Annotated in this window: 16 protein-coding genes; 1 reads left to right on the top strand and 15 read right to left on the bottom strand. The window is 28.5% G+C overall.

What is annotated here, in order from left to right; translation table 4 throughout:
• Positions 1-19 precede the first annotated feature (19 nt).
• The 6 genes from AC0B4K_RS01520 to AC0B4K_RS01495 are packed head-to-tail and all read right to left on the bottom strand — an operon-like array spanning position 20 to position 13,949.
• Complete coding sequence (locus AC0B4K_RS01520; RefSeq protein WP_465103522.1) at positions 20-1,351, bottom strand: ABC transporter ATP-binding protein; 1,332 nt, start codon at positions 1,349-1,351, stop codon at positions 20-22.
• Positions 1,332-3,485, bottom strand: a complete 2,154-nt coding sequence (locus AC0B4K_RS01515; RefSeq protein WP_465103521.1) for an ABC transporter ATP-binding protein — start codon at positions 3,483-3,485, stop codon at positions 1,332-1,334. The genes AC0B4K_RS01520 and AC0B4K_RS01515 overlap by 20 nt, the downstream gene beginning before the upstream one ends.
• Before the next feature lie 10 nt (positions 3,486-3,495).
• The gene (locus AC0B4K_RS01510) at positions 3,496-4,536 is read right to left on the bottom strand and encodes an ABC transporter permease (protein WP_465103520.1); all 1,041 of its coding nucleotides are present in this window, start codon (positions 4,534-4,536) and stop codon (positions 3,496-3,498) included.
• The gene (locus AC0B4K_RS01505; RefSeq protein WP_465102210.1) at positions 4,529-5,566 is read right to left on the bottom strand and encodes an ABC transporter permease; all 1,038 of its coding nucleotides are present in this window, start codon (positions 5,564-5,566) and stop codon (positions 4,529-4,531) included. The genes AC0B4K_RS01510 and AC0B4K_RS01505 overlap by 8 nt, the downstream gene beginning before the upstream one ends.
• 2 nt (positions 5,567-5,568) lie before the next feature.
• Complete coding sequence (locus AC0B4K_RS01500; protein ID WP_465103519.1) at positions 5,569-8,586, bottom strand: ABC transporter substrate-binding protein; 3,018 nt, start codon at positions 8,584-8,586, stop codon at positions 5,569-5,571.
• A gap of 8 nt (positions 8,587-8,594) precedes the next feature.
• Positions 8,595-13,949: a PDxFFG protein gene (locus AC0B4K_RS01495; protein ID WP_465103518.1), complete on the bottom strand. Its 5,355-nt coding sequence runs from the start codon at positions 13,947-13,949 to the stop codon at positions 8,595-8,597.
• Positions 13,950-14,091: 142 nt separating this feature from the next.
• Here AC0B4K_RS01495 and AC0B4K_RS01490 point away from each other — a divergent pair, with 142 nt between their 5' ends.
• Positions 14,092-16,965, top strand: a complete 2,874-nt coding sequence (locus tag AC0B4K_RS01490; protein WP_465103517.1) for a hypothetical protein — start codon at positions 14,092-14,094, stop codon at positions 16,963-16,965.
• Positions 16,966-16,997: 32 nt separating this feature from the next.
• On the opposite strand, the gene AC0B4K_RS01485 is transcribed toward AC0B4K_RS01490, so the two are convergent.
• From AC0B4K_RS01485 to AC0B4K_RS01445, 9 genes are all read right to left on the bottom strand, one after another.
• Positions 16,998-19,079, bottom strand: coding sequence for a type 2 periplasmic-binding domain-containing protein (locus AC0B4K_RS01485; protein WP_465103516.1), 2,082 nt, complete (start codon positions 19,077-19,079; stop codon positions 16,998-17,000).
• A gap of 5 nt (positions 19,080-19,084) precedes the next feature.
• Positions 19,085-19,870 carry an ABC transporter permease gene (locus AC0B4K_RS01480; protein ID WP_465103515.1) on the bottom strand — a complete coding sequence of 262 codons (786 nt, stop codon included), beginning with the start codon at positions 19,868-19,870 and terminating at the stop codon, positions 19,085-19,087.
• Entirely contained in the window at positions 19,863-20,696 is an 834-nt protein-coding gene (locus tag AC0B4K_RS01475; protein WP_465103514.1) for an ABC transporter permease, read from the bottom strand. The genes AC0B4K_RS01480 and AC0B4K_RS01475 overlap by 8 nt, the downstream gene beginning before the upstream one ends.
• A complete protein-coding gene (locus AC0B4K_RS01470; RefSeq protein ID WP_465103513.1) occupies positions 20,680-22,062 on the bottom strand; it encodes an ABC transporter ATP-binding protein in 1,383 nt (460 codons plus the stop codon). The genes AC0B4K_RS01475 and AC0B4K_RS01470 overlap by 17 nt, the downstream gene beginning before the upstream one ends.
• 255 nt (positions 22,063-22,317) lie before the next feature.
• The gene (rpsR, locus tag AC0B4K_RS01465) at positions 22,318-22,578 is read right to left on the bottom strand and encodes a 30S ribosomal protein S18 (RefSeq protein ID WP_465101366.1); all 261 of its coding nucleotides are present in this window, start codon (positions 22,576-22,578) and stop codon (positions 22,318-22,320) included.
• 9 nt (positions 22,579-22,587) lie between these two features.
• Positions 22,588-23,148, bottom strand: a complete 561-nt coding sequence (locus AC0B4K_RS01460) for a single-stranded DNA-binding protein (RefSeq protein ID WP_465101365.1) — start codon at positions 23,146-23,148, stop codon at positions 22,588-22,590.
• Positions 23,149-23,202: 54 nt separating this feature from the next.
• Positions 23,203-23,583, bottom strand: coding sequence for a 30S ribosomal protein S6 (gene rpsF / locus AC0B4K_RS01455; protein ID WP_465103512.1), 381 nt, complete (start codon positions 23,581-23,583; stop codon positions 23,203-23,205).
• 212 nt (positions 23,584-23,795) lie between these two features.
• Positions 23,796-24,761, bottom strand: coding sequence for a hypothetical protein (locus AC0B4K_RS01450; RefSeq protein ID WP_465103511.1), 966 nt, complete (start codon positions 24,759-24,761; stop codon positions 23,796-23,798).
• Entirely contained in the window at positions 24,748-26,667 is a 1,920-nt protein-coding gene (locus AC0B4K_RS01445; protein WP_465103510.1) for a S8 family serine peptidase, read from the bottom strand. The genes AC0B4K_RS01450 and AC0B4K_RS01445 overlap by 14 nt, the downstream gene beginning before the upstream one ends.
• Positions 26,668-26,962 lie beyond the last annotated feature (295 nt).

The raw sequence follows: 26,962 nt of genomic DNA, 5'->3' as shown, positions 1-26,962 counted from the left end.
TATTGCTAATTTTTAATTATTAATAGTGTCCATTCTTTCACTCATTGATTTCACGGGGTGTGCCTAAAACATAATGATCATCGTTTATCTTAATTCATTCAGGCTGGTTATCTTCATTATAATCATGCATATTTATATCATATACATAACCAATTAAACTACCTTTTTTAGCTTTAATTGATGGAACTGCATCTAATAAACTTTTGGTATAAGGATGAAGTGAATTATTCATAATTTCTTCAGTTTTACCGACTTCTAATAAGCGACCTTTATTCATAACTGCAATTCGATCAGAAATATATTCAACCATACGTAAATCATGGGCTATAAATAGGATTGTTAAGTTGTATTTTTCTTTCAGTTCGTTAAAAATATTAACAACTTGCGCTTGGATTGAAACGTCTAGCGCGGAAATTGGCTCATCAGCGACAAGAAGTTGCGGCCTTAAGACAACGGCACGCGAAATACCAATCCGTTGCTGTTGACCTCCTGAAAATTCAAGTGGATATCTACGTAAAACTGATTCATCAAGCCCAACAGAAATTAGGATATCACGAACTAAAAGTCTCCGAGCTTCTTTTTCAGTAAGGTTACTCATTTGATCTCGTTCAAGTTTATATTTTTCTAAAACTGATAAAGCTGCTGGAAGTCTTTTAACTTGTAATTTATGTAAAAATTTATTATATAAAGCTTCATAGGCAGCAAATTCATCTTGGTAAATATTTTGATTTAATTCATCTAAATATTTACCAAAGAAATCTTTATTTTGGTCATTATTCTCAATTTTCTCATAAACTTCTTTCAAAGTATTTTGATCAAAATTATAGAATAAAATTTCACGTGAGTTTTTAGTATTTAATAAACCTTCTGAAACAATGGTTTCAACATTTGCATGCGGATTTAAAGAGTTTGCAGGATCTTGGAAGATCATTTGAACTTTATTAGTTAAAAAGTTTTCAATTGCTTTATATTCTTTTAGTGCTTTTCCAATTTTTAAGCCTCGGGTAAGTTTTTTAGGTAAAACCTTATCAAAAAGTTTAATTTCACCAAAACTGTATGGAACTAACCCAACTAAAGTTTTTCCAATTGTACTTTTCCCAGAGCCTGATTCTCCAACTAAACCTAGCACTTCACCATGGTAAATATTTAAATTTAAATCTGAAACTGCTTTAAATGATTTATGCCCTTCCCCATAAGTAATGTCAACATTACGCAATGTTGCAAGAATCTTCTCGTTATGTTTAGGAGTAAGCATATCTTGAACACCAGGTGTTTGGTAACGAACTGTAGTTACTTTTTGGAATAAAAATTTATTGTGAGTATATTCAACTTTAGTTCTTTCTGGTTTCATTTTTATTGAGATACTCCTTCCATATATCTTGAATTAAATAAGGTGCATAATATTTTTGTGTTTTATCATCTAATAAAGCAGATTTAACACGGTGTGTGTCTGAAATTCAGTAAAAATCTGGTTCGCTACTTAAATCCTTACCTATTGCATAGTCATTTCTAACGGCAAAGGCATCTCCAACAATTTTATTTAAGTTAGACGGAACACTTCCTCGGATTGTTGCTAGGCGGTTGCCTTTATTAACATCAGGCATACTTGAAATTAATCCTCATGTATAAGGGTGTTGAGGGTAATTTAAAATTTCAGTTGCAGTTCCTTCTTCAATGATTTGCCCTGCATACATAATAGAAATATAATCAGCTATAGAAGCAACAACTCCTAAATCGTGAGTAATGAATACAATAGCTAATTTTAGCTTTTCTTGTAATTCTCTAATAACTTCTAACACTAGGGCTTGTACTGTTGGATCAAGGGCTGTAGTTGGTTCATCCATAACTAAAATTTTTGGCTCAAGTGCAACAATAGCAGCAATTACAACCCTTTGGATCATTCCACCACTCATTTCATGAGGGTAAAGTTTCATAACTGCTTCAGGGTCATTAATTTTAGTTAATCTTAAAAATTCTAGAGCTCTTTCATAAGCTTCTTTTTTAGTTTTAACAACCTTATTAAGTAGCATCCCCTCCATAATTTGAGCTCCAACTTTCATTGTTGGATTTAATGTTGACATTGGGTTTTGGAAAACCGCAGAAACAACTCTACCACGGTAGTTTGATTTCTCCCAATCATTAAAACTAAAGTTTTCAACATTGTTATTATAAAGTTTAATTTCACCTGAATCAATCACAGCGTTGTCTCCAGTTAATCCATATAATAATGATGTAATAACTGATTTACCTGATCCTGACTCTCCGATAATTGCATGAACTTTCCCTTCATATACTTTAAGAGAAGTACCTCTTAAAACTTTATTTTTTTGTCCAGGGACAGCAGGGTTAGTAAATGATAAATGCAAGTCATTAATCTCAGCAGCAATTTTTAATTTAGTTCCATTTGAAAAAGTTTTATATTGAACATTTTTTGAAAATTGTTCAAAATCAAATTGACTCGTTTTATTTTTATCAAATAATTTAGAAAAAACTTTAAAGTATGTTTCTTTATGGGTATGTTGCCTATCACATTGGCAAGCATAAAATCTTCCAAAATATTTTTCAATTTTACAGATTTTGTTGTTTTTAGTATTATGTACAAAAGTTTGTTGTTTTTCTACCTGTAAAACTTCTGGTTTGTGATAAAAACCTTTGGGACCAAAATATTCATCAATTTCAGCTTTACTATTATTTTTATGAGCTAAAACAGTATCTTGGGGGTTTTTATCCGCCGGCGATTCTTCATTAATAAATTTAGTATCTTCTATAATTTCTTTTTGAACTAGTTTATCAATAATTTGATTAGGTGGAGAAGTTATATATTTTTGAACAACTCGTTCAAGTCTAATTATTTCTGGTTGTTTTGCTTCGTATTTATATTCTTCGTGTTTAAAAACTACAATTTGTCTAGTTACGGGAGCTTTGGCTGTAGCGACCTCTACTCCCTGGTTAAAAACCTCGGACTCTATTTCTCTGAAGCGTAGTGATGGAACAAATTCTAAAGCAGGTCCACATTCTTCCTGACAATCATGAACCTTAGGTTCTTCAAATACCGGAACTGGTTCTGGTTCTGGTTCTGGTTCAGCAATTGGTTGTTCCTCTTCAATGGTTTCTTCATTAATAGGACCAGTGTACAAGTAGTCTGTTTCTTCTTCTGCTTGTTTCACAACCAAAGGAAGATGAACTGGTTCTTCAGTTTCTTCGTTAATAGGACCAGTGTAAGTTTCTTCTTCAAGAACCACAGGTTCTTCAATAATTTCTGGTTTCTGGTCCTCAACTGCTTGGACTACTTCTGGTTCTGGTTCTGGTTCTAACACAGGCTCCATTACAGGTTCAGGTTCAATAATTAGTTGCTCTTCTACTTCTTGTTCTACTTCAAGAATTGGTTCTTCAACAATAATTTCTAAAATATCATTATTAAATTCAGTACTTTTTTTGGCTTTTTTAGGTTTTTGGAAACGATATTTTTTTGAGTATTTTTTCATGATTCTCCTTTTATCTTTGTCTTCTAAGTGCATCTTGCACACTAGATCCAATAAGTTGGACACTAGTTGTGATTAAAATTAATATAGTCGAAGGCACAAATACATATCTTAAATATGCAGGGAATTGTTTTTGGCCTTCAGAAATTAAATTCCCTAATGTTGAAGCATCATCAATTGCAAGACCAATAAAGGCTAATGATGTTTCTGATAGTACTACTCCAGGAATTGTGAATACCAATTGGGTTATTAAAATTGGTAAAATTACCGGAATATAATTAAGTAAAATTTTTGTCATTGGAGTCCCCAACACACGTGAGGCAGATACTCATTCAAAGTGTTTTGCACGTTTAACTTGGGCTCTAATTTGGTTGGCCATACCCGTTCATGAAGTTAATGATAAAGCTAAGGCAATGACCCAAAACGTAGGACTAACAACAATAGTAATTAAAATTAAGATTAAAATCGTGGGAACAACTGAAATAATTTTAATAATAAAGGTAAAAAACTTATCAACTTTTTCAAATTGGCCCATCATTATACCTATTGTTAAGCCAATAATAACTTCAATTGTCGTTACGACAATGGCTAAAAGCAGCGAATACCTTAGCCCATGTCAAAGTCTTGCTCATAAGTCTCTTCCTAAATGATCAGTTCCAAAAATATGATGAATACCATTTGAATCTGTGGTATTAAAAGTTAAATAACGATTGTTAACATCAGTTGCTAATGGTGCTTGGGTAGTAAATGGGATTATAAATGATAATAAAATTAGACTTACTAATAAAATAAAGCCAAAAACACCAGTAAAGCTTTTTGAATATCTGTAAACAAATTCCTTGAATGGTTTTGCCTCAGCATTCATGTGTTGGTTAGTTGAATAATCAATTGTTTTGCCAATGATTTTCCAAGCTTGGTATTGAAATGGTGAAATTAATGGGTTCGGAGCAGTCGCTAAATTATTTAAATTTGTTTCTCCTAAATCATTACGATTTTTCAGTTTGGTTAAATAATTATTAAATTTTTCGCTAATGCTTTTTTTGCTATTAGGCACCTGACCCCCTTCTTCTGACCCTTGGGTCGATTACTTCATATAAAATATCCCTTGTAGCATAAGATAAAATTGTTAATAATGTAAACATCATAATTAAGAATAAAATGATGTTGTAATCTTTAGTTTGAATAGCTTGCAGCAATGTTGCCCCTGATCCAGGAATAAAGAAGATTTGTTCAATAAAAATACTTCCAATAAATGAACCAAAAATTACCGCTGGGAAAAATGTCGCAATTGGGAATAATGCTGGTTTTAAGGCGTGTTTTCATACAAAACGATTTTTTGAAAGACCTTTTAAATATGCAAATTTTGCATGCACAGAGTTTAGTTCGCGATTTAATTCAGTTCTTATATATTTAATATAAACAATAATGCTTCCAAGCGATAAGGCAAAAGCTGGTAAGATATAAGTAACTAAGTTATTTTCATTAAAAATATATGGCAGACCTACTAAACGGCCAATAAAGACCAAGACTAAAGCAAAGATAATTGACGGAACACTTGAAAAAATACTTACAAGTACAGTTGAAATATTATCAACTCATCCACCCGGATTTTTACCAACTCAAATTCCTACTGAAATACCTATTGTCACAGTTAAAATAACTGAACAAATTCCAACTAAAAATGATTTGTAAAATCTAATTCAAATAAAATCTTGAATTTCCCGACCTGGAAATAATGAAATAGAAATACCAAATTCACCTTTGAATAGTCCACCAAGATAATTTAAATACCTTTGGAATATTGGCAAATTAAGTCCGTATTTAGTTTCGATTGCTCTTCTAGCACCTTCGTCAAGTCCGGCTGTTAAAGAGTTAGATCCAGGAACTGCATTAATTAAGAAAAATGTAATAGTAATAACAATTATTCCAATAATAAAGAATTCTAAAATTATTTTAGTTAATCTAATTAATGATTTTGCAAAAGTAGAATTAAATGAAAATAATTTTTCAAATAATGAATAATCATTAGTTCGTTTTCCTGCAAAATAAATTGGATTAAGATCGTGTACAACTTTATTAAACATTATTAATTATTTCTCCCTCTTGGTAATCCTGATCTTGGTGGTCTTGTATAGTCATATGCATATTGTAATGAAAATTTATATAATGATGAAACTCCCGCAACTCTTGTAATTTCCCAGTTTGTATCAACTTCCATTAATGGCACGATAAAGGAAGCATCGCGCACAATTTTTTCAAGTTCTCCAATAAACACAAATACATATTCCTGGGTTCAACCCTGAGCTAATTCTTCGTTTGTAAAGTTAGCTGAGAAAAAGGCGCTTAAACGATCGCTATAATCTATCAATGATTCACCATCTTTGCTAAATGAAAGTTCAATAAATTTCTTTCAAAAATCAAATGTTACTTCTTGGTTATTAATAGACTGTTGAATATTCAATCTTTCTTTAGTTGTTTTTGTTAATTTAACAATATCATCGACTGACATTGTATTAATCAAAAAGTTTTTATATGCTTTTTTAAGGCGAGCATATTTCATATTATCATTATTTAATAATAGGTATTCTAAAATATAAGTAACAAATTCAGTTTTAAAGTTTGTCCCTAGATCACTAGCTAATTTTGCAGCATTCTGGTTAACAAAATTATTAATTTGACCATTTTTTGAAGTACCTTCTGGTTGATTTTTTAAATTATTAAAGTCTTGCCCAAAAGCAGCATTAGCAGCATTTTCAACTTTTGTTACTTCAGCTTTCAATAAACTTTGGAAAGTTGTTAAATTACTCTTTAGGTTATTTGCTTCTAATATTAAATCAATAATATAGTCAGTATAACCAAATGAACCTACAGGATTAGTTTTAAAACCAATTGATTTTTGTGATAAGGTATTAATTCCGTCATCTTTAAAGAAGGCAGAAACATAATCTTCAGCTCCATTACCACCTAGTTTATCGTAATTTTGATAGATAATATCATATTTTCCTTCTTCAATATATGAAGCAAATGTGTTTTCTGGTAAACTTTTAATATCTAACTCAATAAATCCATCAAAAGCAATTTGCAAGGCTTCTTTTAAGAAAAGTCCTGCGTTTTTTTGTTCATCAGATGAATTGTTTAAATATCTTAAAGATAATTTAGATAAATTAGGATATTTAGCTTTAAATCTGTTCATGTAAAACCGTGCGGTATCTAGGTTATAGGCAAAATCTTTACGATCTGTTTTTTCAAATAAGAAGCTTTTAGCTAAGTGCACAACAAAATCGTAGTTTTGCAATGGATATTCAACATTATCTTTAGTTTTAGAACTTAAATCACTAAAGTAAGTTTCAATATTTTTACCATTCTCAGTACGGTATTGACCATATGATGTAAAGGTATTTACTGGGAATGAAAAATCCCAACCAACAAACTTAATGATATTTTCACGGTTAATTGAATAATAAATTGCATTTCTTAAATCAGTATCTTGTAAATAACTTGCACCGTTTGTTTCAGAATCTAAGTTGAATCCATAAGCAATTGTTCCATAACCTGTATTTTTATTTAAAAAGTTTTTATATTGAGCATCTGATCAATAACTACTAATTTTTGTAGCGGGAATATAGGTTTGCGAAATATATCCATCTTCAAAAAATGTTGTATTTATGTTACGATCAGATGAAAAATAAATTTTAATTTTGTTTGATATTGTATTTTTAGCATCAAAGTATTCATTATTTTTCGTCAAGATAATTTGCCCTTGTGGACCTAAAACAACATCTTTACTATCCATTAAAAATGGTCCACTTGTTAAAAATGTCTTAGGATCTGATCCATATTTATCAATTCCACCAGCGACAGTTTCCACATAGCGGCGGTTAATTGGGTATAACTCTTTCATGATTTGGAAGGCCAAAAAGGTTAAAGTTGGTGTTTTATTTTGATCAAAAATCATAGTAAATGAATTTTCTGAGTTTGCTAATTGGTTATATACGTTAGCTAATTTTCCATCTAGTAATTTAAATTCCTGATATGGGTTCATGTATGGATTTTTAACAAGTTTGATTGTTTTTACTACACCATTTTTAGCAATATTGAAATTCTGAACTTGAGCATCTAGTTTAAACTCTGGATTAAGAATCATGTTTTCACTAATTGTTTGATTGCTATAATCTAAGAACAATTGTCCCGTATAAAATCCAAATTCTAAAGCTGCTTTTTTTATTTTTTCAACTTCTTCAGTATCAACAAAGTTACCTGAAGCATCTTGAATTTGTGGTTCCCATACTTTTTGATCTGGGTCCTGAATATATTCGTTAAATTCATTTAAAACATACCTACGACGTCCAAATGGATTTAGATAGTTTTTATTATGTTTAGCTAAATATTCTTTTTGAGCATTAACAAATTTTTCTGCTCCTCGAATTCCAAATTTAAGAATTTCATCTAATTTTTGAGATCCAGTATTTAAATCAAGGATGTATTCAAAATAATCACGAATGTGCTGAGCATCAATATAATCTCCATTACTCCAACGATTAAGTTTATCATTTACAAAGCCCGTAACTGCCATAAAGTTACCTGAGTTTTTTGGATTTCTAAAACCATAATATGTTCCTGTTTTGGTAATATCTGATGTTGATGAAGCTTTGCCTAAACCACCAATAACATTGAAATTATTTAATTGGTAATAAGATGAAGAAACTAACCCATAGCCATTTTCATTAGGACCTTTTAATGAATCTTTTAGTTTTCAAAAATCATCAAAGGATGATGAAAGTTCGCCTTTATCATTTACTGATCCAGATGTATCAGTTAAGACCAGTGCATAATCATTTGTTTTAATCAATCTTTTTAAGTTTTCATCTGGCCCGTCTTTAATGAATGAGTCTACTAAAGAAGGTAAAATTTTGTCAACAGATTTATATTTAACATAATTTAAGTTATTGATTGGTTCTGTTGCTAAACCCAAATCATAATCAATTGCTGAGTTTTGTCGTTGTTCATATCTTGGATCTTGGTTAGTAGTACAAGATGCAAGAGCTACAAAAGGAGCAATTGATGTATTTAAAAGTAAAAAAGTTTTTAATTTAAATTTTTTCACACTACCTCCTATCCTGTAATATTAAATTGGTAATCAATTGATATGATTGCTTTTCCTGTTTTTTGATTATTATTAATTTCATTTGTAATTTTAATAGGTGCTTGAGAAGAAGTTTTACCATTTTCAGCAATAGTTTCTAAATCACCTAAATTAAAGTTGGCAACAAAGTGTTGATTTTCATCAACAAATTCTAATAAATATGAATGTTTAGGTAATAATAATGCATCACGATATTTCCCCATGATTCCGTAGTCAGAAACTCACGAAGTATATCCTAAATCCTCAATATGTACTTTTGAATTTGCATCACCTTGTTTTTGTAAGTAAAAAATATTGTTTGTCTTATTGATATTTACTGATAAATATTTAACTTCTTTAGTTTCTAAATCTGTAAATTTAATAAATTTAATTTTTTGAGCGAGGTCATTTTTAATATAACCATACATTGCAACAGCATCTAAACCTTTGTGGCGGAAAATTCCAGCAACATTGCGAGACCCTACACCATAGTTAAGTAATTGTGAAACAAAGAAGGCTTTTGGTCGTGATGTAATTTTGTTTCCATCAAAATCTTTAAGGCGAATTGATTCATCAAATATTTCGGTACCATTATCATCATATAATTCCATGCCAATTTGCACTTTTTGGAAACGGTCCTTAAAGTAACCGTTATTTTTAGATAATAATTTTCCAAAGTATGAAGAGGATCTACTTTCGCTCCGAGACATAGCGCTAGATTCATTATTTGCAAATTCATCATATATTTTGGTTTTTTCTGCTAATATTTTTGCAGTAAACACAGCAGTAATACCACCAAATGTGCCTTGTACAGCTGCATATTCTAATTCATAATTTCTTTTATCTTCTTCACTAGCAAAAGGAACTCTTTGACCATTTATAATTCTACCGTTATTTTCTAGTGCATCCTTATACTCAGCTATTTTTTCTAAATAAGGTTTGCTTTGTTTTTGATATTCATAATATACATTTTTTACATTCTTTAAGTATAAATCATATTTAGCTGCATTAACTGCTTTGTATACTGAAGCATTAAGATCACTTTGAACATTTCTTCTATCTAACCAAAAGTCAAGGCCAGTAGCATCAACTACGTAATCAAGGCCTGTTTTAGCCTCATTAACCCCTGTAACATATTTAGGTAAGCCACCAAAATCATCTCAATTTGGAATATAAGTAGTTTGCACATAATCTCTGGTTAAAGTTTCTGAAATATTGTAAACATAATCGGTAAATTTATCACTAAGTAGTGGTTCAACTCTAGTTAAATTATAATTTAATACATCACTAGATGGAGTTCCATCGCTAAAAGCAGAATAAAGTAAATCAAGGTCAACTGAGGATTCGCTACCATGAGCATCAAATCACATTGTGTTCCCAACTAATCTTCACAAATCTTGTGTATTTAATTTATCAATAATCTGATTAATTTTGTTCTCGCTTTCATCAGGAAATATCCTGTGGATATATTCAGAAAAAGCATTTTGAATATCTTTAACGTCAAATACATTTGTCGTTCCTTCTTTATTTGGAGTAACATTTTTATCTAACACAAAACCTTTTACAAAATTAGGTTCGTCAAAGATAACACCATATTTTTTACTAAATAAAGCAGTATTATTAACTAATTCTTTTGCAGGGTTGAAATCCTTAACAAAGATAAAGTGCCCTGATTTAATAAATCGCTCCATAATTTCATTAGCAAGTAATTGGTCATCATTTAAGATGCCTTGGATTTCAGCTTCATTTGTTGCTGCTTCTTTAAATTTATCAAAATCTATTTTAGTTTTAACGTAATTTATATCTCAATTATATGATTCAGTAACAGCATCAACTAATCTAGCTTTTGAATAATCAACTGAAACATATTCAAATAAATCCCGTAGCGAACTAAAGCTTGGTGATTTGTTAGTTTGTCCATCATCAGTTATTTCTGAGTATTTGCCATCAGGGTATGCTTCATAAAGTGTTTTTTGATCTTTGCCAGTTAATCTTGAGCGAATGTTATTTAAAACAATTCTTTTAAAACTACTATTAATTTTTTCGGCATTTTGGTTAAAGTTATCCAATAATTCAGGATCTTGTAACTGATTTTGATCATTTATGAATAAAAAGATATATCTTGCCCTTGCATCCCTAATTCCAGTAAAGGTTCTTGCAAATAATGAATGAAAGGCTCTTTGAATTCGTGAAGTAGCATTAATGCCTTGATTTCGTAAGGCTGCAAGCGCATTAGTATGTTGGAAGTATGAAGCAACATGAGCATCATTATATTGTGTCCGCGGCATTGTATAGGCTGTATTAATCTTAAATTCATTGTTATCTTTATTTACAAAGGCATAAACATTATTTGTTTGTGAAATAAAGTAATAGTAGTATCCACTATTGTCGCTAATTTTATCAGGTTCAGAAGCAAGTAAAAACTCTTTAAGTTGCTCTATTAAAGAAAGATTATTTTCAACTGCCGTATATTCAAAAGCCCTTCTTGGATTTGATTCAGAAAACATATTGTTGTTTAGAGGATTGAGCTCGGCGTTATCATTACGATATAATAAATTATTTGATAAAAATGGGCTTAAGGGTTGTCCATAGAATGAGCCAATACTTAACTGCGGCTTCCCACCAATAATAGTATTAGTTGTATTTCAACCACTGTCTGAAACTAAACGAGTAATTAGAGCATTAAATGTATCACGAATAATTTTTACTTTATCATCAACATATTTTAATTCTTGAGAACTTAAAATAGTATTTAATGGTACGTTAATTACAGGGTTACCTTGATTATCATACATGTTAACTGAACTAACCATTCTTCCATTTTCTGTTACTTCAAAAGTAACAGGATCTAAAGTATATTGATTTGGATTTTCAGGATTAATTCTTAATGCTTTTTCAGTTAAACTTGTAGACATTCCGTCTTTTAAACCTGAGAGTAAAGTACCAATGACAACTTCTTCAAATTTATAATTATCTTTAGTTCCTGAGAATGACTTTAAAATTCCACTTATATATGGATTTAAAGTCCCAGATTCTTCATCAAATGAGTTTGCAATAAATAAATCACCTAATTTAACACCGCGCAATTTTGCCGCTTCTTGTAATCCGGCAAATGATTGTAAAAATCTACGTTTAGGATTTGCGATAATTTTTGAAATATCTTGACGATTGTTATCATCTGATCCTCAAATATCTGATGTTGTTTCAATGTATTTTGTTCCATCATTTTTAATGAAGTTAAACTTTAAAAATGTTCCCTTGTCTGATTCTTTACCTAGTGAATTAACTCTAGTGACTTCTAAATTAGTGCGAGCATCTAAATAATTCTTTAAAGCATCAATTGAATAATATGAAAATTCACTAATACCTCCACGAGTTGATAATCCGCCAACTACTACAGCCTTACCATTATCATTTAATGACTGGCTTTGATCTAAAGTAAAGTGATGTCCATATTCATGAGCTCCAACATATTTTAGGAAATCAGTAGATAAACCATCAAAGTCATCTAAACTAGCTGCTAAAAGTAATGGAACTCCAATACGGTCTGAATCAATAACTCCATAAAAATCACCTTCAGCTACTGAATATTCATAAACATAATTTGAATTTAAAGTTTTAACAATATGCGGACCAGTTCTTTTAACTCTGAGGTGTGGGTATTTTCTTAAAACACGCTCAATTAAACCATCATAAGTTTCCACATATACTTGGTATTTACGAGTTTCTAAGCCAGGCAATGGTTTTCCGTCATTATCTAACATTGAAATATCTTCAGGTCCATATTGCAAGGCAACCGGATTAATAGCTCCGCCATACCCTAGGCTACGCTTAAATTCATCAAATGCATTAAGCATATCGCTTGTCAAGTTTTTAGCATCAAATTCGATACTAATATTTTTGTCAAATTGCGCTTTAAATACACCATCACTAACAGATAAAGATTGAAGTTCAATCTCAAAAATATAATTAGCTAATGATTCACTGAGGTTTTTAATTTTTATAGCAGATTTATTTTTATCTAAAGCCTCAGTTTTAGTTTGGTAAATTTTTTGCACATTACCATCTTTGAAAATTCAGAACTTACGTTTAGATTTATCTTTATTAAATTCATATGCCTTATATCCATAAAAATCTAAGAAACTTTCAATATTAGTATCTAAAGTTTCTTTAAATGAAGTGTATGTTGAATATCAATAAGGAGTTAATGTTGTTGGTTTTTCTTGTTCTAATGTTTGTACATATTCATCACCATTTATTAAAAGAGTGAAACCTAAAGAATTTTCAGTTAAATTAACATTAACAATCTTTGATTTTTCAAATTTACGACTGGCATTAGCATTTGAAGAATTTTTAAAAATTTCTAAAAATTCATTAATTACATTTTGATCAGAAAAATTGTCTTGAAGAAATTCTTTTAAACTTGCTTCAGTGCTATTAACTGGGATAATTAATGTTTCTTCATTTAATAACGTAGTTGGTTTTTTCCCATCTTCACCTGCTGGTCCAGGTTTTTCTTGGTTTGGAGCTAGCAACACTAAAAACTCTTTATTTAATAAGTTATCTGGATTAAGAAGCGAAAGGAATTGCTGTGAAGCATTATTTTTTAATGCAGTAGCATACGGAATAGTCTTTAAGAAATTATCAAGAGTAGCTTTTGAACTTTTATCTCTAAATAATGAATAACTTAAAGCATCACGAGCATTACCATTTCCTGTTATTGAAGAATAAATTGGCATTGATCCAAAAAATGCATCAGGGAAAAATTTAATTTCGCTACTTTCTTTATGTAATGAAGAGTGTGAACCAAGTGTAATAGCATTACCATTTTGTTCCACACCAGGGACAATTCTAAAACTATTCAGCGTTAATAAATCTGGACCTCATGAAATATTATTAAAGAATCATAGAGTAAAGTCAATGAATTGTTTTGGCTTTACTGCAGTAACATATTCATTGTAAAAACTAAATGATCCATACTTAACTTGCAATACAAAACTTTCAGAAAAAATTGCGAAATATCTTTGGAAAAATTCATCAAAATCATATGAATTTTCCTTATCAAAAACAAATGTGAATTTATCATATGTTTCATTAATAGTCGCAACAGTTCTAGATTTAGAAGGATCTAAAATAGCAATTTCTGGTTTAAGTTTATTATCTGCATCTCGAATTTGAGAGAAATCATTTCTTAGTTGTTCTCTAGTAAATCCTGAATATGTTCCATTTAGCTCATCTGAATTTTTTGCATATAAAAACATTCCACCAACTGTTGAAGCGGAAACAAGAGTAATTAATGCAACAGATAAAAGAGCTTTTGTTTTTAAACTTAATTTCTTTTTCATTTTTACCTCGTTTTCTATATTTTTTTAATAAATATTAAAATTTTTAAATTTGTTTAAATTTTACCATAAAACTGAAAATATCGCATTAATTTTTGTTTTAGTTCGTGCCTTAAAATTAGTTATTAAACTATTAGGAGGAAAAATGACACTAAAATTAAAAAACAAATTAAAATATTTAATAGTTATAGGTGCTTTAGGAACAATTGCTGGTTCAATACCTTTGACATTAATGCTGGTTAATAAGCAAAGCCAAGGTCCAAAAGATGCAAAAACTGTTAATATTACAATTGATACAAAATTATTACAAAGTGAATTAATTGCATTAGAAAGTCAATTAAAATTTGAAACTAATAATTACAGTGCTGAAATAGAATCATATAAGCAAAATATTAGTGAAAATGACACTAAAATTAATCAAAACAAAGAAATTTTAGCTACGATTAACACTAAGCGCGATTTATTAATAAAACATGATCAATTAATTGAATCAATCAATAACAATATGAATTCTCTAATTGAAATAATTAATAATGATTTATACAGGCAAAATTTAGTTAAATATCTTTATGACACTCAAAACACAAATGAATCAAATGAAAAACTATATGAACTTGTTAAAAATGCAGCAAATAATTGAAATGCATTTTTAACAAGCATTAAAGAAAAAAACAACTCATTAAATGAGTTAATTGCCAATAATAAAGATAAATTTATAAATTCAGATCATAACCTTGCAATTCAACAAGAAAATATGAATTTATTAACTGGTATGAATGAAACTATCGAAGCAATTAAAAATGATAAATACACTATTGTAGCTACAAAAGATTTTTTAGATTTTTATGATAAATTTTTGATAACTATCAAAAATTATCAATTTATTGAAGAATTTAATCCTGAATTATTGACACTAGAATCTAATATAGCTGAAAAATCAGTTGATAATGCAACTATAGAAAACAAACTTATAAATCAAACAATATCTTTATATCAAATTCTTATTAACTACAACAATGTAATAAATAGTTTTTTAAGTGAAAATATTGAGAAAGTTAATAACGCAATTGTTAATAATCTTGAAAAAACACAAATTAACAAGATATATACTGAAGCATTGCAAAACCTTAAAACTTATCAAAATCAAATTGTTTCAGATTACAAAAAGATAATTAATGCATTAAAATTAACCTTTTCAAATGATCAGGATTTAATTTCAAATGTAGATAAATATGAAATAGAGCATGAACAATTAATTAATAAATTAGATAAAATCCTAAAAGATGCACAAATTGAAAAACAACTCAGAATTTCGTCTCAAAATATTCAAGAAATTACTAAGTTCATCAGCACTTCTTTTTCTGATTTATTAAAAGAATTGCCACAAAAAATATCTGGGGAATTTCAAAACTTGGAAAATATTCATTCTAATCTTAAGGAAGATTATCTTAATTTACAAAAAAAATTGGTACATATACAAAATTTAGAAAATGAGCATAAAATTTTAAAAACTAAATTGACAAATTTAGAATTAGAATTTAAAAACTTTAATGATGAAAGTGATGTCAATAAAGTTATTTCTGATGCAAATTTGAAAAACTTAAATGAAAAAATTCAAAACCGTAAAACCCAATTACAAGACTTAGAAAACCAAATATTACAAAATAAAGAAGATGTGAATTCTCTTAAAACAAATATACAAGCATCTACTAGTGAAATTAACACCACAATAAATGAAAATAATAAATTAGTTGTGAGTCACACTTATTTGCAAAATGTTTTAAATAGCAAATTATCACAAATAGATAATTTAACAAATGAAATAAAAATACTATCTTTAAAAAATGAGTTTAACCAAAATAAAAATATAGAACTTCAAAACCTGCTTCAAAAACGCGATGAGGATATAAAAGATTTGAAAAAACAGACCCAAGATTTAAAGGACAATATTTTACTTAAACTAAATGATATTGATGTATTAAACAAAGAAATCGCAAGGCTAAATATTGAATTAAATAATGCACAAGATGATAATCTTGCATTACAAAGATCAATAAACGAAAAAAATAACCAAGTTTTAAATCTAGAAAACGAAGTTTTATTATTACAAAATCAAATTAATGAAATAAACATAGTTTTAGCTCAAAGAGATGAGTTAATCAAGCAATTAGAAAAAGAAAATAATAATTTGCAAAATGAATTAAATACCCAAAGGAATAATAATTCGGAATTATCAAATCAGAACAATACATTAGTAAATGAAAATAATTCTTTAACTGCTCAAATAGCAAATAAAAATAACATAATCACACAATTAAATACCCAAAAAGCGGAATTAGACAGCAATTTAGCATCTCAAAGAGAAAAAAATGCACAATTACAAACTCAAAATAATCATTTAAATAAGGAATTAAATACTCAAATGGCTACTAATGCACAATTATCAACTCATAATGATGACTTAACAAGCGAAAATAATGCATTAAAAGCCCAAATATCCGATAAGAATACCTTAATTAGCCAATTAAGAAATGAAAACCAAGATTTAACTAAGCGTATTCTTCACCAAAACCAAGTTATAAATAATTTAAACCAACAAAACCAAAATAATAACAACCGTATTGATGAATTAACACAAGAATTAGACAGGGAAATATCTAAAAATAATGAATTAATAGCTGAAAATCTAAATAAAATTAGTGCACATAATCAAGCAAATAACATGATTAAAAACCTTCAAAGTCAAATTGAAATTTTAAAAAATAACATTAGGAATTTAGATTATGAAAATTCCACATTAAAGGGCAAAATTAGTAACACTCTTACTAAATTAAATAAAATATTAGAACAACTTAATTCTTATACACCAACAAAAACACACCAGGCAAATACCACCAGTACTTATACATATACTAGGTATGAATATCGTATTAATTATGAATATTCTTATAATAACTTAGAAACATTACGAACCACAATTATTGCGGCAATTAACGAAATTATTAATCTTTTAAAATAAGAGAGAAAAAAACCCTAATGAGGGTTTTTTGTTTATGATTTTGTTTTATTAAAATAATATGTTGTAATTTTAGACTGTAATTCATCTGAAACAGGGTGGATATTTTCGTGAATTAAACCAACACTATTATTAATTTCATAAAGATTTATAGCAATTGCATCTTGACCACTAACCGGATCTAAAAAGTAATTTTGTAAAACTTGTTCATAATCAGCAATATTAGTTGGCACATAATTTACATAATCAAAATTAGTAAAATTATATTTATCTTTAGCATTACTAAAATCTAGTATTGCTATTTTTCTTGCTAAAAATAATCCAATAAAAGTTTTTTTCTCATTGATATCATTTATGTCTTTTAAAGTTTCCTTTAGATCTTTAAAACTATCTCTAATAAAACCAGTAAATAAATCAATTTCAAATTCGTTGTTTAATGTATCTTGTGAAGTGGTAAATTCTTGCGGAATTTGTTCATTACTATTAACAATTTCGATAATCTTTGTATAAAAATCATTTGCATAAGTATCAAGATGTTTTTTAATAATCTTGATAAAGAGATTTATACGGTCCTCAAATTCTACATCTTGGCCATTTTGGTATTTTTTTTGTATTGATAAGTATTCTTGATAATTTTCTCTATTTTCATCTAAACTTAAATCAATTAAATTGCTAAATTTATCGATAAAGTTTTCAATATCAGAACTTTTATAAGAATCATTTAGCTCAGTTAATTCAGTAAATTTAAGTTGTTTCCAATTAGTTACTAAACGTTTAAACATTGTTTTATGTTGAATATCAATAAATTGGTCTTGATTAATATCATTTGTTAATGCTTTAACATTGTTATTTTCTAGTAATTCTTTATATGAATTAATGATTTCTATGGTTCCTTGGAAAAAACTTTCAGATGCCTTTTGTGCATATAATTTTGAATTTTCTTTAGATACACCAGATGAAACAACTAGGCCATCAAGTAATAAAATATTGTTTTTAGGTTTGATGGCTCTGATGTGCCCATCTTCCACTAAATTGGGAAAATTATCTGATCCATAATAAGCATCAATTGCATCACCATTATACATAATAGCAACATTAACATCATTACGATTCGGATTAATTAAATTATTAACAATCTCCAAACCATCACCATTAAAGGAAATGTGTTTTGCGTCTTTTACATGGTATCCGGTACCATCCTTAATTAAATCAGCAAATGCATCAATTAAAATTTTATAGGTTTCGTTACCGTCAGTTTCATTGTCTAAAACTTGACCAGTAAAATTATTTTCGGTTCTACCTTGAGGTAATGGCCAATATGCAGAGCCATACATCATATTATCCCTAATTGCATCAGTAATATATCATTTATTAAAATTATTCATACCAAGAATCTTGAGAACATTTATAAATGATAAAGGATCTTTAATATCAGTATTTTTAAAACTATCTTCATACTTTGTAATATCAATTGATCCTTCTTCATCAGAAATTTCTTGAGCAACTGGGTTTTTCTTAATATTATAAGCAACAACCATATCTTGAGAAAAATATGGATAGAAATATTCCCACATTTCACCACCATTTTCAAGTTGATATTTTTGAAGATGGTCCCATATTTCTGGTCGAAGTGTTAATTTTACATATGCTTTAATTAATTGTTTTTGTTTTAAAGCGGCATTAAGTTTATCCTTATATAAATTTTGCTCGCTTACTGATAGATTAGAAAAAGCATTAGAATTAACAAAAGTTTTTAAATTATCAGATTCTAAAAACCCATCTAATTCAGGCAAATTTAGTAATGCAGCATAGTCAATTTTGCCAATTAGTTTCTTTTTAACTAATTCAGCAGCTAAAAAATCAGATCCAATACCAGCAACTGCTTTATTATTAATTAAAGCAGTGCTGAATTGGTTAATTTCATCAAATTCTTTGTAATCAAATGTTTCATTTAATTTGTCAATATTGTCACTTGACATATATGATTTATAGTTATAAAAACTTGGTTTGAAGTTTGTGGTTAATTTTGTACCTAAAACTGCTCCAAAAACAGAGGCAATTGCAACAATTCCTCCAGATAGCAATATTTTTGTTTTATATTTTTTTCATAATTTCATTTTAATTACTTTTTAGATTTATAAACTGCATATGCAATGTTTGAAATTAAAACGATAAATAGCACAATCGAACCAAGAACTAAACCTCATGGTTCAAAAGCACCTTCATAAAGTTTTGTGCCCAGTGTTGAGGTATTAGATACAGTTCTTGTGATAATAAAATCATCAAAACTAAAAACTAAACTAACAACTAAAACACTAATAATTGAAGGAACCATATAAACTAAATATGTTTTAACTCATGATCTAAATTTAGAGTAACCTAAGTCTTGCGAGGCTTCGTATAAGTTATTATTAAATTTTTCACTTCTGGGTAACATTAATAGAATTCCATATGGTAAAGTCATAACTGTATGACCAATAATAACCCTTCCAAATCCTTCGCTATCTACTGCAACAATTCCAAAAAAAGAGCTAAAAACTAAAACTAGTCCAATTGCAGTGATATTATCAGGGTTGATTAATGGAATATTTGAGGTAACTGAAAGTGTAGTACCTATTAAACGATTTTTTCTGCGGTATATTGCATAAACAGTTGTTAAACTAAGGCTAATAACTAAAGCACTAACAATAAAACCTAATAGCATTGTATTAATTAAACTTAAATCACGTCCAGCATCAAATAAACCTTTTCAATTATCAAGGGTGCTGCCAACTCAAGTTGGGTTAAATTCACCTTTTGGAGTTGGTTTATTAAAACTAAAGATAACCCCAAAAACTAATGGCACATAAATAAAAGCTAAAATTAAATAAATATAACTGTTTCTTAAAAAACTAGTAATTTTATTCATAGTGAGCCCCTTTTTTAAGTTTAAAAATTAGTTTTGGTGCTAGTTGTAATAATGAATATAATCCAATAAAAATGGCTGATACAACAATAACTAACATTGATCCACTGCTTAAATCATATTTATTACCTGGATTTATTTTTGAGTTAATCACTATTCCAATTAATTGCTTTTGTGAACCATCTGGTAATAATTTAGCACTAACGATAAATGTCGTAGCACTGGATAAAAAGATGATTCCTAGACCACTTAAGATAGCTTTAGTTCCATAAGGAATTACCACTTTAAAAAGTGTCCCAGTTAAACCATATCCTAAATCATGACTTGCTTCAATAATATTCTTTGGCATATCTTTAAAAACTGTATATAAAGGCATAACCATTAAAGGAATATTAAGATATGTTAAACCAAAAATAATAAAGAATTCATTATTTAATGATTTTGGATTTGAAGCAAAAACCGCAAGGGCTAGTCCTTTAATTGAATAAATCCTTGCAACAGTGAAAATAGCTAAAGGACTGATAATTAAACTAAGTGCAAAAATTTTGAATAATTTTGATTTTGAAGTTGATACAAAATATGCATATGGGAAACCGATTAATAAGCATAAAATTGAGGATACAACTCCAATTCATAAAGATCTAAAAATAATATTTCAAGTATTTGAATCTTTGATTAAAACATATGCATCAAAATCTTCAGTTGAAAAGGCACTAATAACAATCATCAAAATAGGTAATAAAATTAAAAAGATTGCAATAAAAAAATATGGTAGAAATAAATAAGCTTTTTTATCAAAGGTGAAGAGGGATTTAATTTTTGAATTCATTATGATTATAATCTCACTTTGGATCTTTTTTCATTAAATGAATCGAGTCAATTGTTCAACTTAAGTATACTTTTTCATTTAGGTCAAATTTCTTCGCAGTTTCAACATTAAAAATATTACCATCATTTGCTTCAATTTTAAGGTAGTAGTAAGAGCCACGGTATGACACATCCACAACTTCACCAATAATCTTACCTTCTTTTTTAACTTGTTGGCCACTAGTTATATCGATATCCTCAGGACGAATTAAGACATCAACTTCAGTATTTTTTGGAAACTCATCTTCCTCATGAATAGTTTTATATTCACGACCAAATAATTTAACATTCCCACCACCAGACATTTTAGCTTGGAACACATTTGAATCACCAATAAATTTAGCAACCCAAATATTAACAGGATAATCATAGATATTCTTAGGAGTATCATATTGTTCAATAACTCCATCACGCATAATAGCAATACGATCTGATAATTCTAAAGCTTCATCTTGATCGTGGGTAACAAAAATAAACGTTAAACCAAGTTCTTGTTGTACACTTCTAAGTAGAACTTGCATTCTTTGACGAATTTTAGCATCTAAGGCACTTAAGGGCTCATCTAGTAATAAAATTTCGGGTTCAATAACAAGGCTACGGGCCAAAGCAACTCTTTGCTTCATCCCTCCAGATAATTCAGAAATAGCTTTTGTTTCATTACCGGATAAACCAACTATTTCAATAATACGTTTGGTTTTTTCATTAAGCTCTTCTTTAGTCATACGGCGCTTAAAGTATTTATTTTCATAATCTTGAACTTTTAAATCCACAAAATTTTCTCAATATGAATATTTAAAATCAGAGTCATCAAGCCAAGTTTGACGTTTGTTGAATTTATATGTTCCTTGTTTTAAGGTTTGTAATTCTTCTAAATATTTATCTTGGATTTTATCTAATTCATCCATTTTAGCTTTTGCTTTGGCTTCTCATAATACTTTTTTCTTTTCTAATTCATTTAATCGAAAACTACTTACAGTATCACGTGGTACACGTTTTAGTTTTAATCCATATAATATATTTCCATAGACATTTAAATGGGTAAATAAAGCATAGTCTTGGAAAATAGTTGAAACATTTCTTTTATGAGGCGAAAGGTCCTTTATATCACGACCATTAAATTTAATTTCACCACGGGTGGCTCATTCAAAACCACCAATTAATCTTAAGATAGTTGTTTTTCCAGACCCAGAAGGCCCAAGTAAGGTGACAAATTCACCGCGATTTATTTTTAAGTCAATATTGTTTAAAACTGTTTTGTTATCAAATGTTTTAACAATATTTTTTAATTCGATAATATGTTTAATATTCTTTTTATTATTTGTTTTCAATTTGCTCCTTTCTAACTATTAAAATATGCAATTAGTCAGTGGGGAGACGGTATCAAAAAGATTCTCGCAATATTCTTCTCTATTGCAAGGTACACAGGGGTATGAAATATCTGTAAAAAGATTTAAAATTTTTTTATTTTCTAAAATTCTAAATAAAATCAATCTCCTTTTCATATTGGTAGATATTATAATAAAAAAAAGAAAAACTGTTAATGAAATTTTCAGTTCTTCTTTTCAGTTTTTAAGGTTGCAAATTTATCTTGAATTTGAACGTGTACGTACAATTGTAAATGGTAATAAAGCAATGAATCTTGCTCTTTTAATAGCAGTTGCTAATTTTCTTTGGTGCTTAGCACATGTACCTGTTAGTGATTTAGATTTGATTTGTCCAGTTGCTGAAATATATTTAGTTAAAACCTCAGTATCTTTGTAATCAATATAGGTTTGTTTGCTTTCGCAAAATAGACAAACTTTTCTTCTATTTAAAAAAGTTTTTTTGTTTTTGTTAAATACCATGTAAAACTCCTAATTTTCTTCATCAAATTGAAATGTTAATCCGGAAGTATCATCATTAAAAATAATTTCATCTAATTCGTGTAATTGTTCGTTAGTTTTTGGATCAATTGTTTGGGTTGAATCATCAACAATATTACTAAAGTCTGACCCTGGGAAGTTGTTATGATTTTCAAAATTATTTGATTGTGATTTATTTATATTCGCTTGGTTTGTGTTAGAACTTATAGTTTTTTGGTCATTACCAAAACCTTGCGTTCTAGATTGTAAGATCTTAATATCTGATACAACTACATCAAAAGATCTTTGCAATTGATTAGTAGTTAGATTAGTATATTGGCTAATATGAATCTCGCCTTCAATGCATAGCATTGTCCCTTTGCGAATATAATTCTTAGCAAACTCAGCTTGATTTCTCCATAATACAAATGGAATAAAATCAGTTTGACGCTCATTATTAAATCTTTTACGATCTACGGCTAAAGTAAGCCTTGAATATGCAACACCTTGCTTTGTGTAAGATAATTCAGGTTCTTGTGTTGTGCGCCCAATTAATATAACTCTGTTTAACACTTTAACTCCCTCCTAATTTTCTAATAAATGATATTTTGAAATTAATAATTCTTATTATTGCTCTTGTTGTTTTTCTTTTAACTCTTTTGTATAAACTCTTTTTCTTGGTTGTCTATTTTGTTTTTGTCCAGCAACACCTAGTTTAGTGTTAGGTTGGAATCCTTTTTCGGTATCCAAGTTAATAACAAGTACTCTCCAAATTTCTTTAATAATATTTGTACGACGTGTAAATTCTGCAATTTTAGAACCTTCTGTTTCAACATTTGCTAAAACATATTGTCCAAATGCAGATTTATTAATTTTGTAAGCTAAACGATTGTTTTCCAATTTTTCAGATTTTGTAACACCTGCTCCAAAAACATTTGTTAATAATTTAAATGCAACAGTTGCATCAGTTTTTGGATCAACAATCATCATAATTTCGTATTTGTTCATTGTTCTCCTTATGGTCTTACTGGACTATTTATTTATATAATAGTCAAGGAGTATTTAGCTTAATTCTAAATTATTTATATAGTTTGCTCTTATACTCGTATCTATTATATTATTAAACGTAAAAAATCAAAATGCTAAATAAATAAATTTATATGTTGTTTTTTTTGAAAAAGTAGGGGTAGCATAAGCAACTAATAACTTTTATGATTAAACTATGTTTGGGGATATTGTTTTAAAAATAAATTTTTGTATCAATTAATAAGTTCACTTCCAAAAGCGATCACTGAAGTGTCTTTATCCCTCTTTATATCACGATATTGCACTGCAAATTTTTTTTTGATTAAGAAAACCCTTCAAATACGGGATGGATCAGGATTATAAACATCAGGGATTGGAGCAGGGCCTGGATCGCTATCATGTGGTTCAATGGAAGTTATCGTTACACTTTGATTATCATAAATCGGTATTATAGATGAGCCTCGTGGTTCTGTAGAATTACCTGATACCGTTTTTATGAAAATATCATTACTTTTCAAAAGATCGTATGCATCTTTGTTATTTAAATATAATTCTTCAAATAGTTTTTTTATCTTTGTGCTCTCATTATATTCATTTGATTTATTGAGTTCTTTGAATCTTTCTATAATATAAGTGTCAAAATCATCTTTATTAGTTATTCGTGCATAGCGTGCTGCGAATCATTTTTCTTGCTTAATATCTTCTAGATAAGGAGGGTAACTACTAAAAAAGGTTATATTAAATGTGTCGATACCTTTTTGTTTGTATTGCTCTTTAATTGTTTCATGATCTTCTTCTAATCATTCTTTAGGTGCGAAAACTCCTGTTTTTGTAAATGATTCATATACACGGTAAATATCTTGGTATATTTCTTCCAGTTCTCCAATGATTTGTTCTTCGTTTAAAATAGTAGGTTCTTTTGTATTATTTTGTAATTCTTTTCCTTTTTTACCATCAATATCACTAATCTTATCCACAAAAACTGGAGGTTGTTCTATTGTTATTACTATAGGTAGTTTATTTTCAGTTTTTTTATCTTTGGTATGGTCATCAACCAAAGGTTTTTTAATAATTAGTTGTGGTTCTTTTGTACTACATGAAAAACTTATCAAAGGAAGAAAAAATGACCCTGACAATAATAATTTTTTAATAATTTTCATCTCTTACCACATGGGTTACAGCAACAATATCATCAACAGAGTTTTCAAATGAACTTTCTGATAGTTTTCTAACTGTATATCTATAAAGGCCACTTTGAGGAACTTTATATTCTATTAATTCATCGTTAGTTACAATTGTAACAATACTTTCAACTGTTTTTCTGATTCCATTATTTTCTAATTTTTCAAGAATTAAATCATAGTCTGAAAATCATCTATTTTTTTGCCTCTTTTTAGCTTCTTCTTTTTTAAGTCAGTGGGCATCTTTATGTGTACTTACATCATAAGAATTAGAAATTAATAAAGATTGATTGGCATTATATTCCCTTGCTATAGCAAATCTGTTTAACCTATTTTCTCAATAGTTATTGTTATTTAAAGAATAATATGAAAACATTGGTGAACTTTTTAATATACCGGCATTAAAAGTTCAGGAACTAGATATTTTAATTGTTTGGCCTTTTTTGAGTTCTAATGGATCACTTGCAAGCACATAAGTACCTGAAGCTACAGTTGGGTTAATTTCCTTAACTTTATAGTTTTGTGCTGCTAAAAGCATTGCTTGGAAATCTACAGTTCCTGCCCCATACTTTTCTGCATAACCACTAAATTTATATTTTAAATCTTCTATTTTTGGGCTTACAGCTGAAGCTGATAAAATCGCTTTTACAATTGGGGTCCTATTATCACTATTTCTTATTTTTTCATTATATTTCATTAGGTTTGAAATTAAACCTGTTACAATAGGAGCAGCGTAACTAGTTCCGTTATAGTAATTATTTACGTTATATACAGGATTATAAAACTGAGCTGGTGCAACCACTAATGGTTTAGAAATATCCTTGAATTCATTTGGTAATCTATAGTTAGAGTAATCGGCTATAATATTATATTTTAAATTTTCTCTTGTTGCTTTATCATCAAGTGCTCCGACAATAACAGAATTAAACGATAATTGAGGACCTGTAATAAGGTGCATATTATCTTTGCCATCGTTACTTGCTGAAAAAACGTTTATTACTCCATACTTACGAGATATATAATCAAGAAAATATGCATTTTCGTTATAACCTTGTAAATAACTCGGGTAAATTTCTTTGTGCACACCTATTTCCTTGTACATACGATATCCATAACTATGATTAATTAATTTAATTCCATCTACTTTAACCATTTTCTCAATTAATGAGGTTCAGTGACTATCAAAATTATTAAATCTATGTAAATATATTTTAGAAGATTGATCAATTCCATATTGACCTCCTGCTATCAAAGACACCATAGTTGCATGAGTTTTAGAATTTGGATTTTTTTCAGTTTTAAGGTCGTTTATTTCAATGCCATTTTTAAAATATTTTTGATATTTTGTATCAAAACGATGGTTCCAAACTTCTACAACACCAAATTTATTAACATATGAATTATTTAAATGATTTGAAACATTGACAATATTTGCATTTTTATTTACTGAATCAATAAATTTTTTTAGGTTAGGATCAATATTCCTATCATCGTCTAAAAGTCTAACAACTGATTTTGACAACTCTACTTCTTTAGGTTCTTTATCAAAGGGCTTAAGTGGATCAAGATTGTTGGAATTAATATTATTGAACTTGTTTTCAAAGATTATAAACTTATGAATTTCTTTTCAATCTTTAATAACTTTAACAAAACTTTGTCTATCACTTTCATCATCGAAATAAAATCATACAATAGGCATCATTATTGACTTTTCAAATCATTTATAAATTAAATTATTTTTATTTACTTTGTTTACAAAGTCATTATTAAATTTACTTATAAATTCCTCGTTTTCAGTTTCAAAACCTGGATTTAATAATAATTTCAGTTCAAAATCATTGTTCACAAAGACCGAAACTTGTTCATTATCATTATTTAACCCCATTTTAATTCCTTGGTTTCTAATTTCAAATTTCTTATTAACTAATGAATCATACCAATCTAATGATTGATTTTTATTTTTGTTAAATGATGAAACGCTAAAAGCCAGACCAACTATACTAATTTCAATAATTGGAAAAGTAATTATTTTTTATTTTTTGGTAATAATTTCTCTTCATAATTAATATTATACCTGTTTCCTAATATTTATTTATTTTAACAATATAGAAATAGACAAAATGCAAAAATAAAACCTTTTTTTGTTTTTTTATTGTAAATAATTAAAAAAACTGTATATT

Source organism: Mycoplasma sp. 11548 (genome assembly GCF_055523555.1).
The sequence above is the reverse complement of the archived record's forward strand: the minus strand, read 5'-3'. Positions and strand labels throughout refer to the sequence as shown.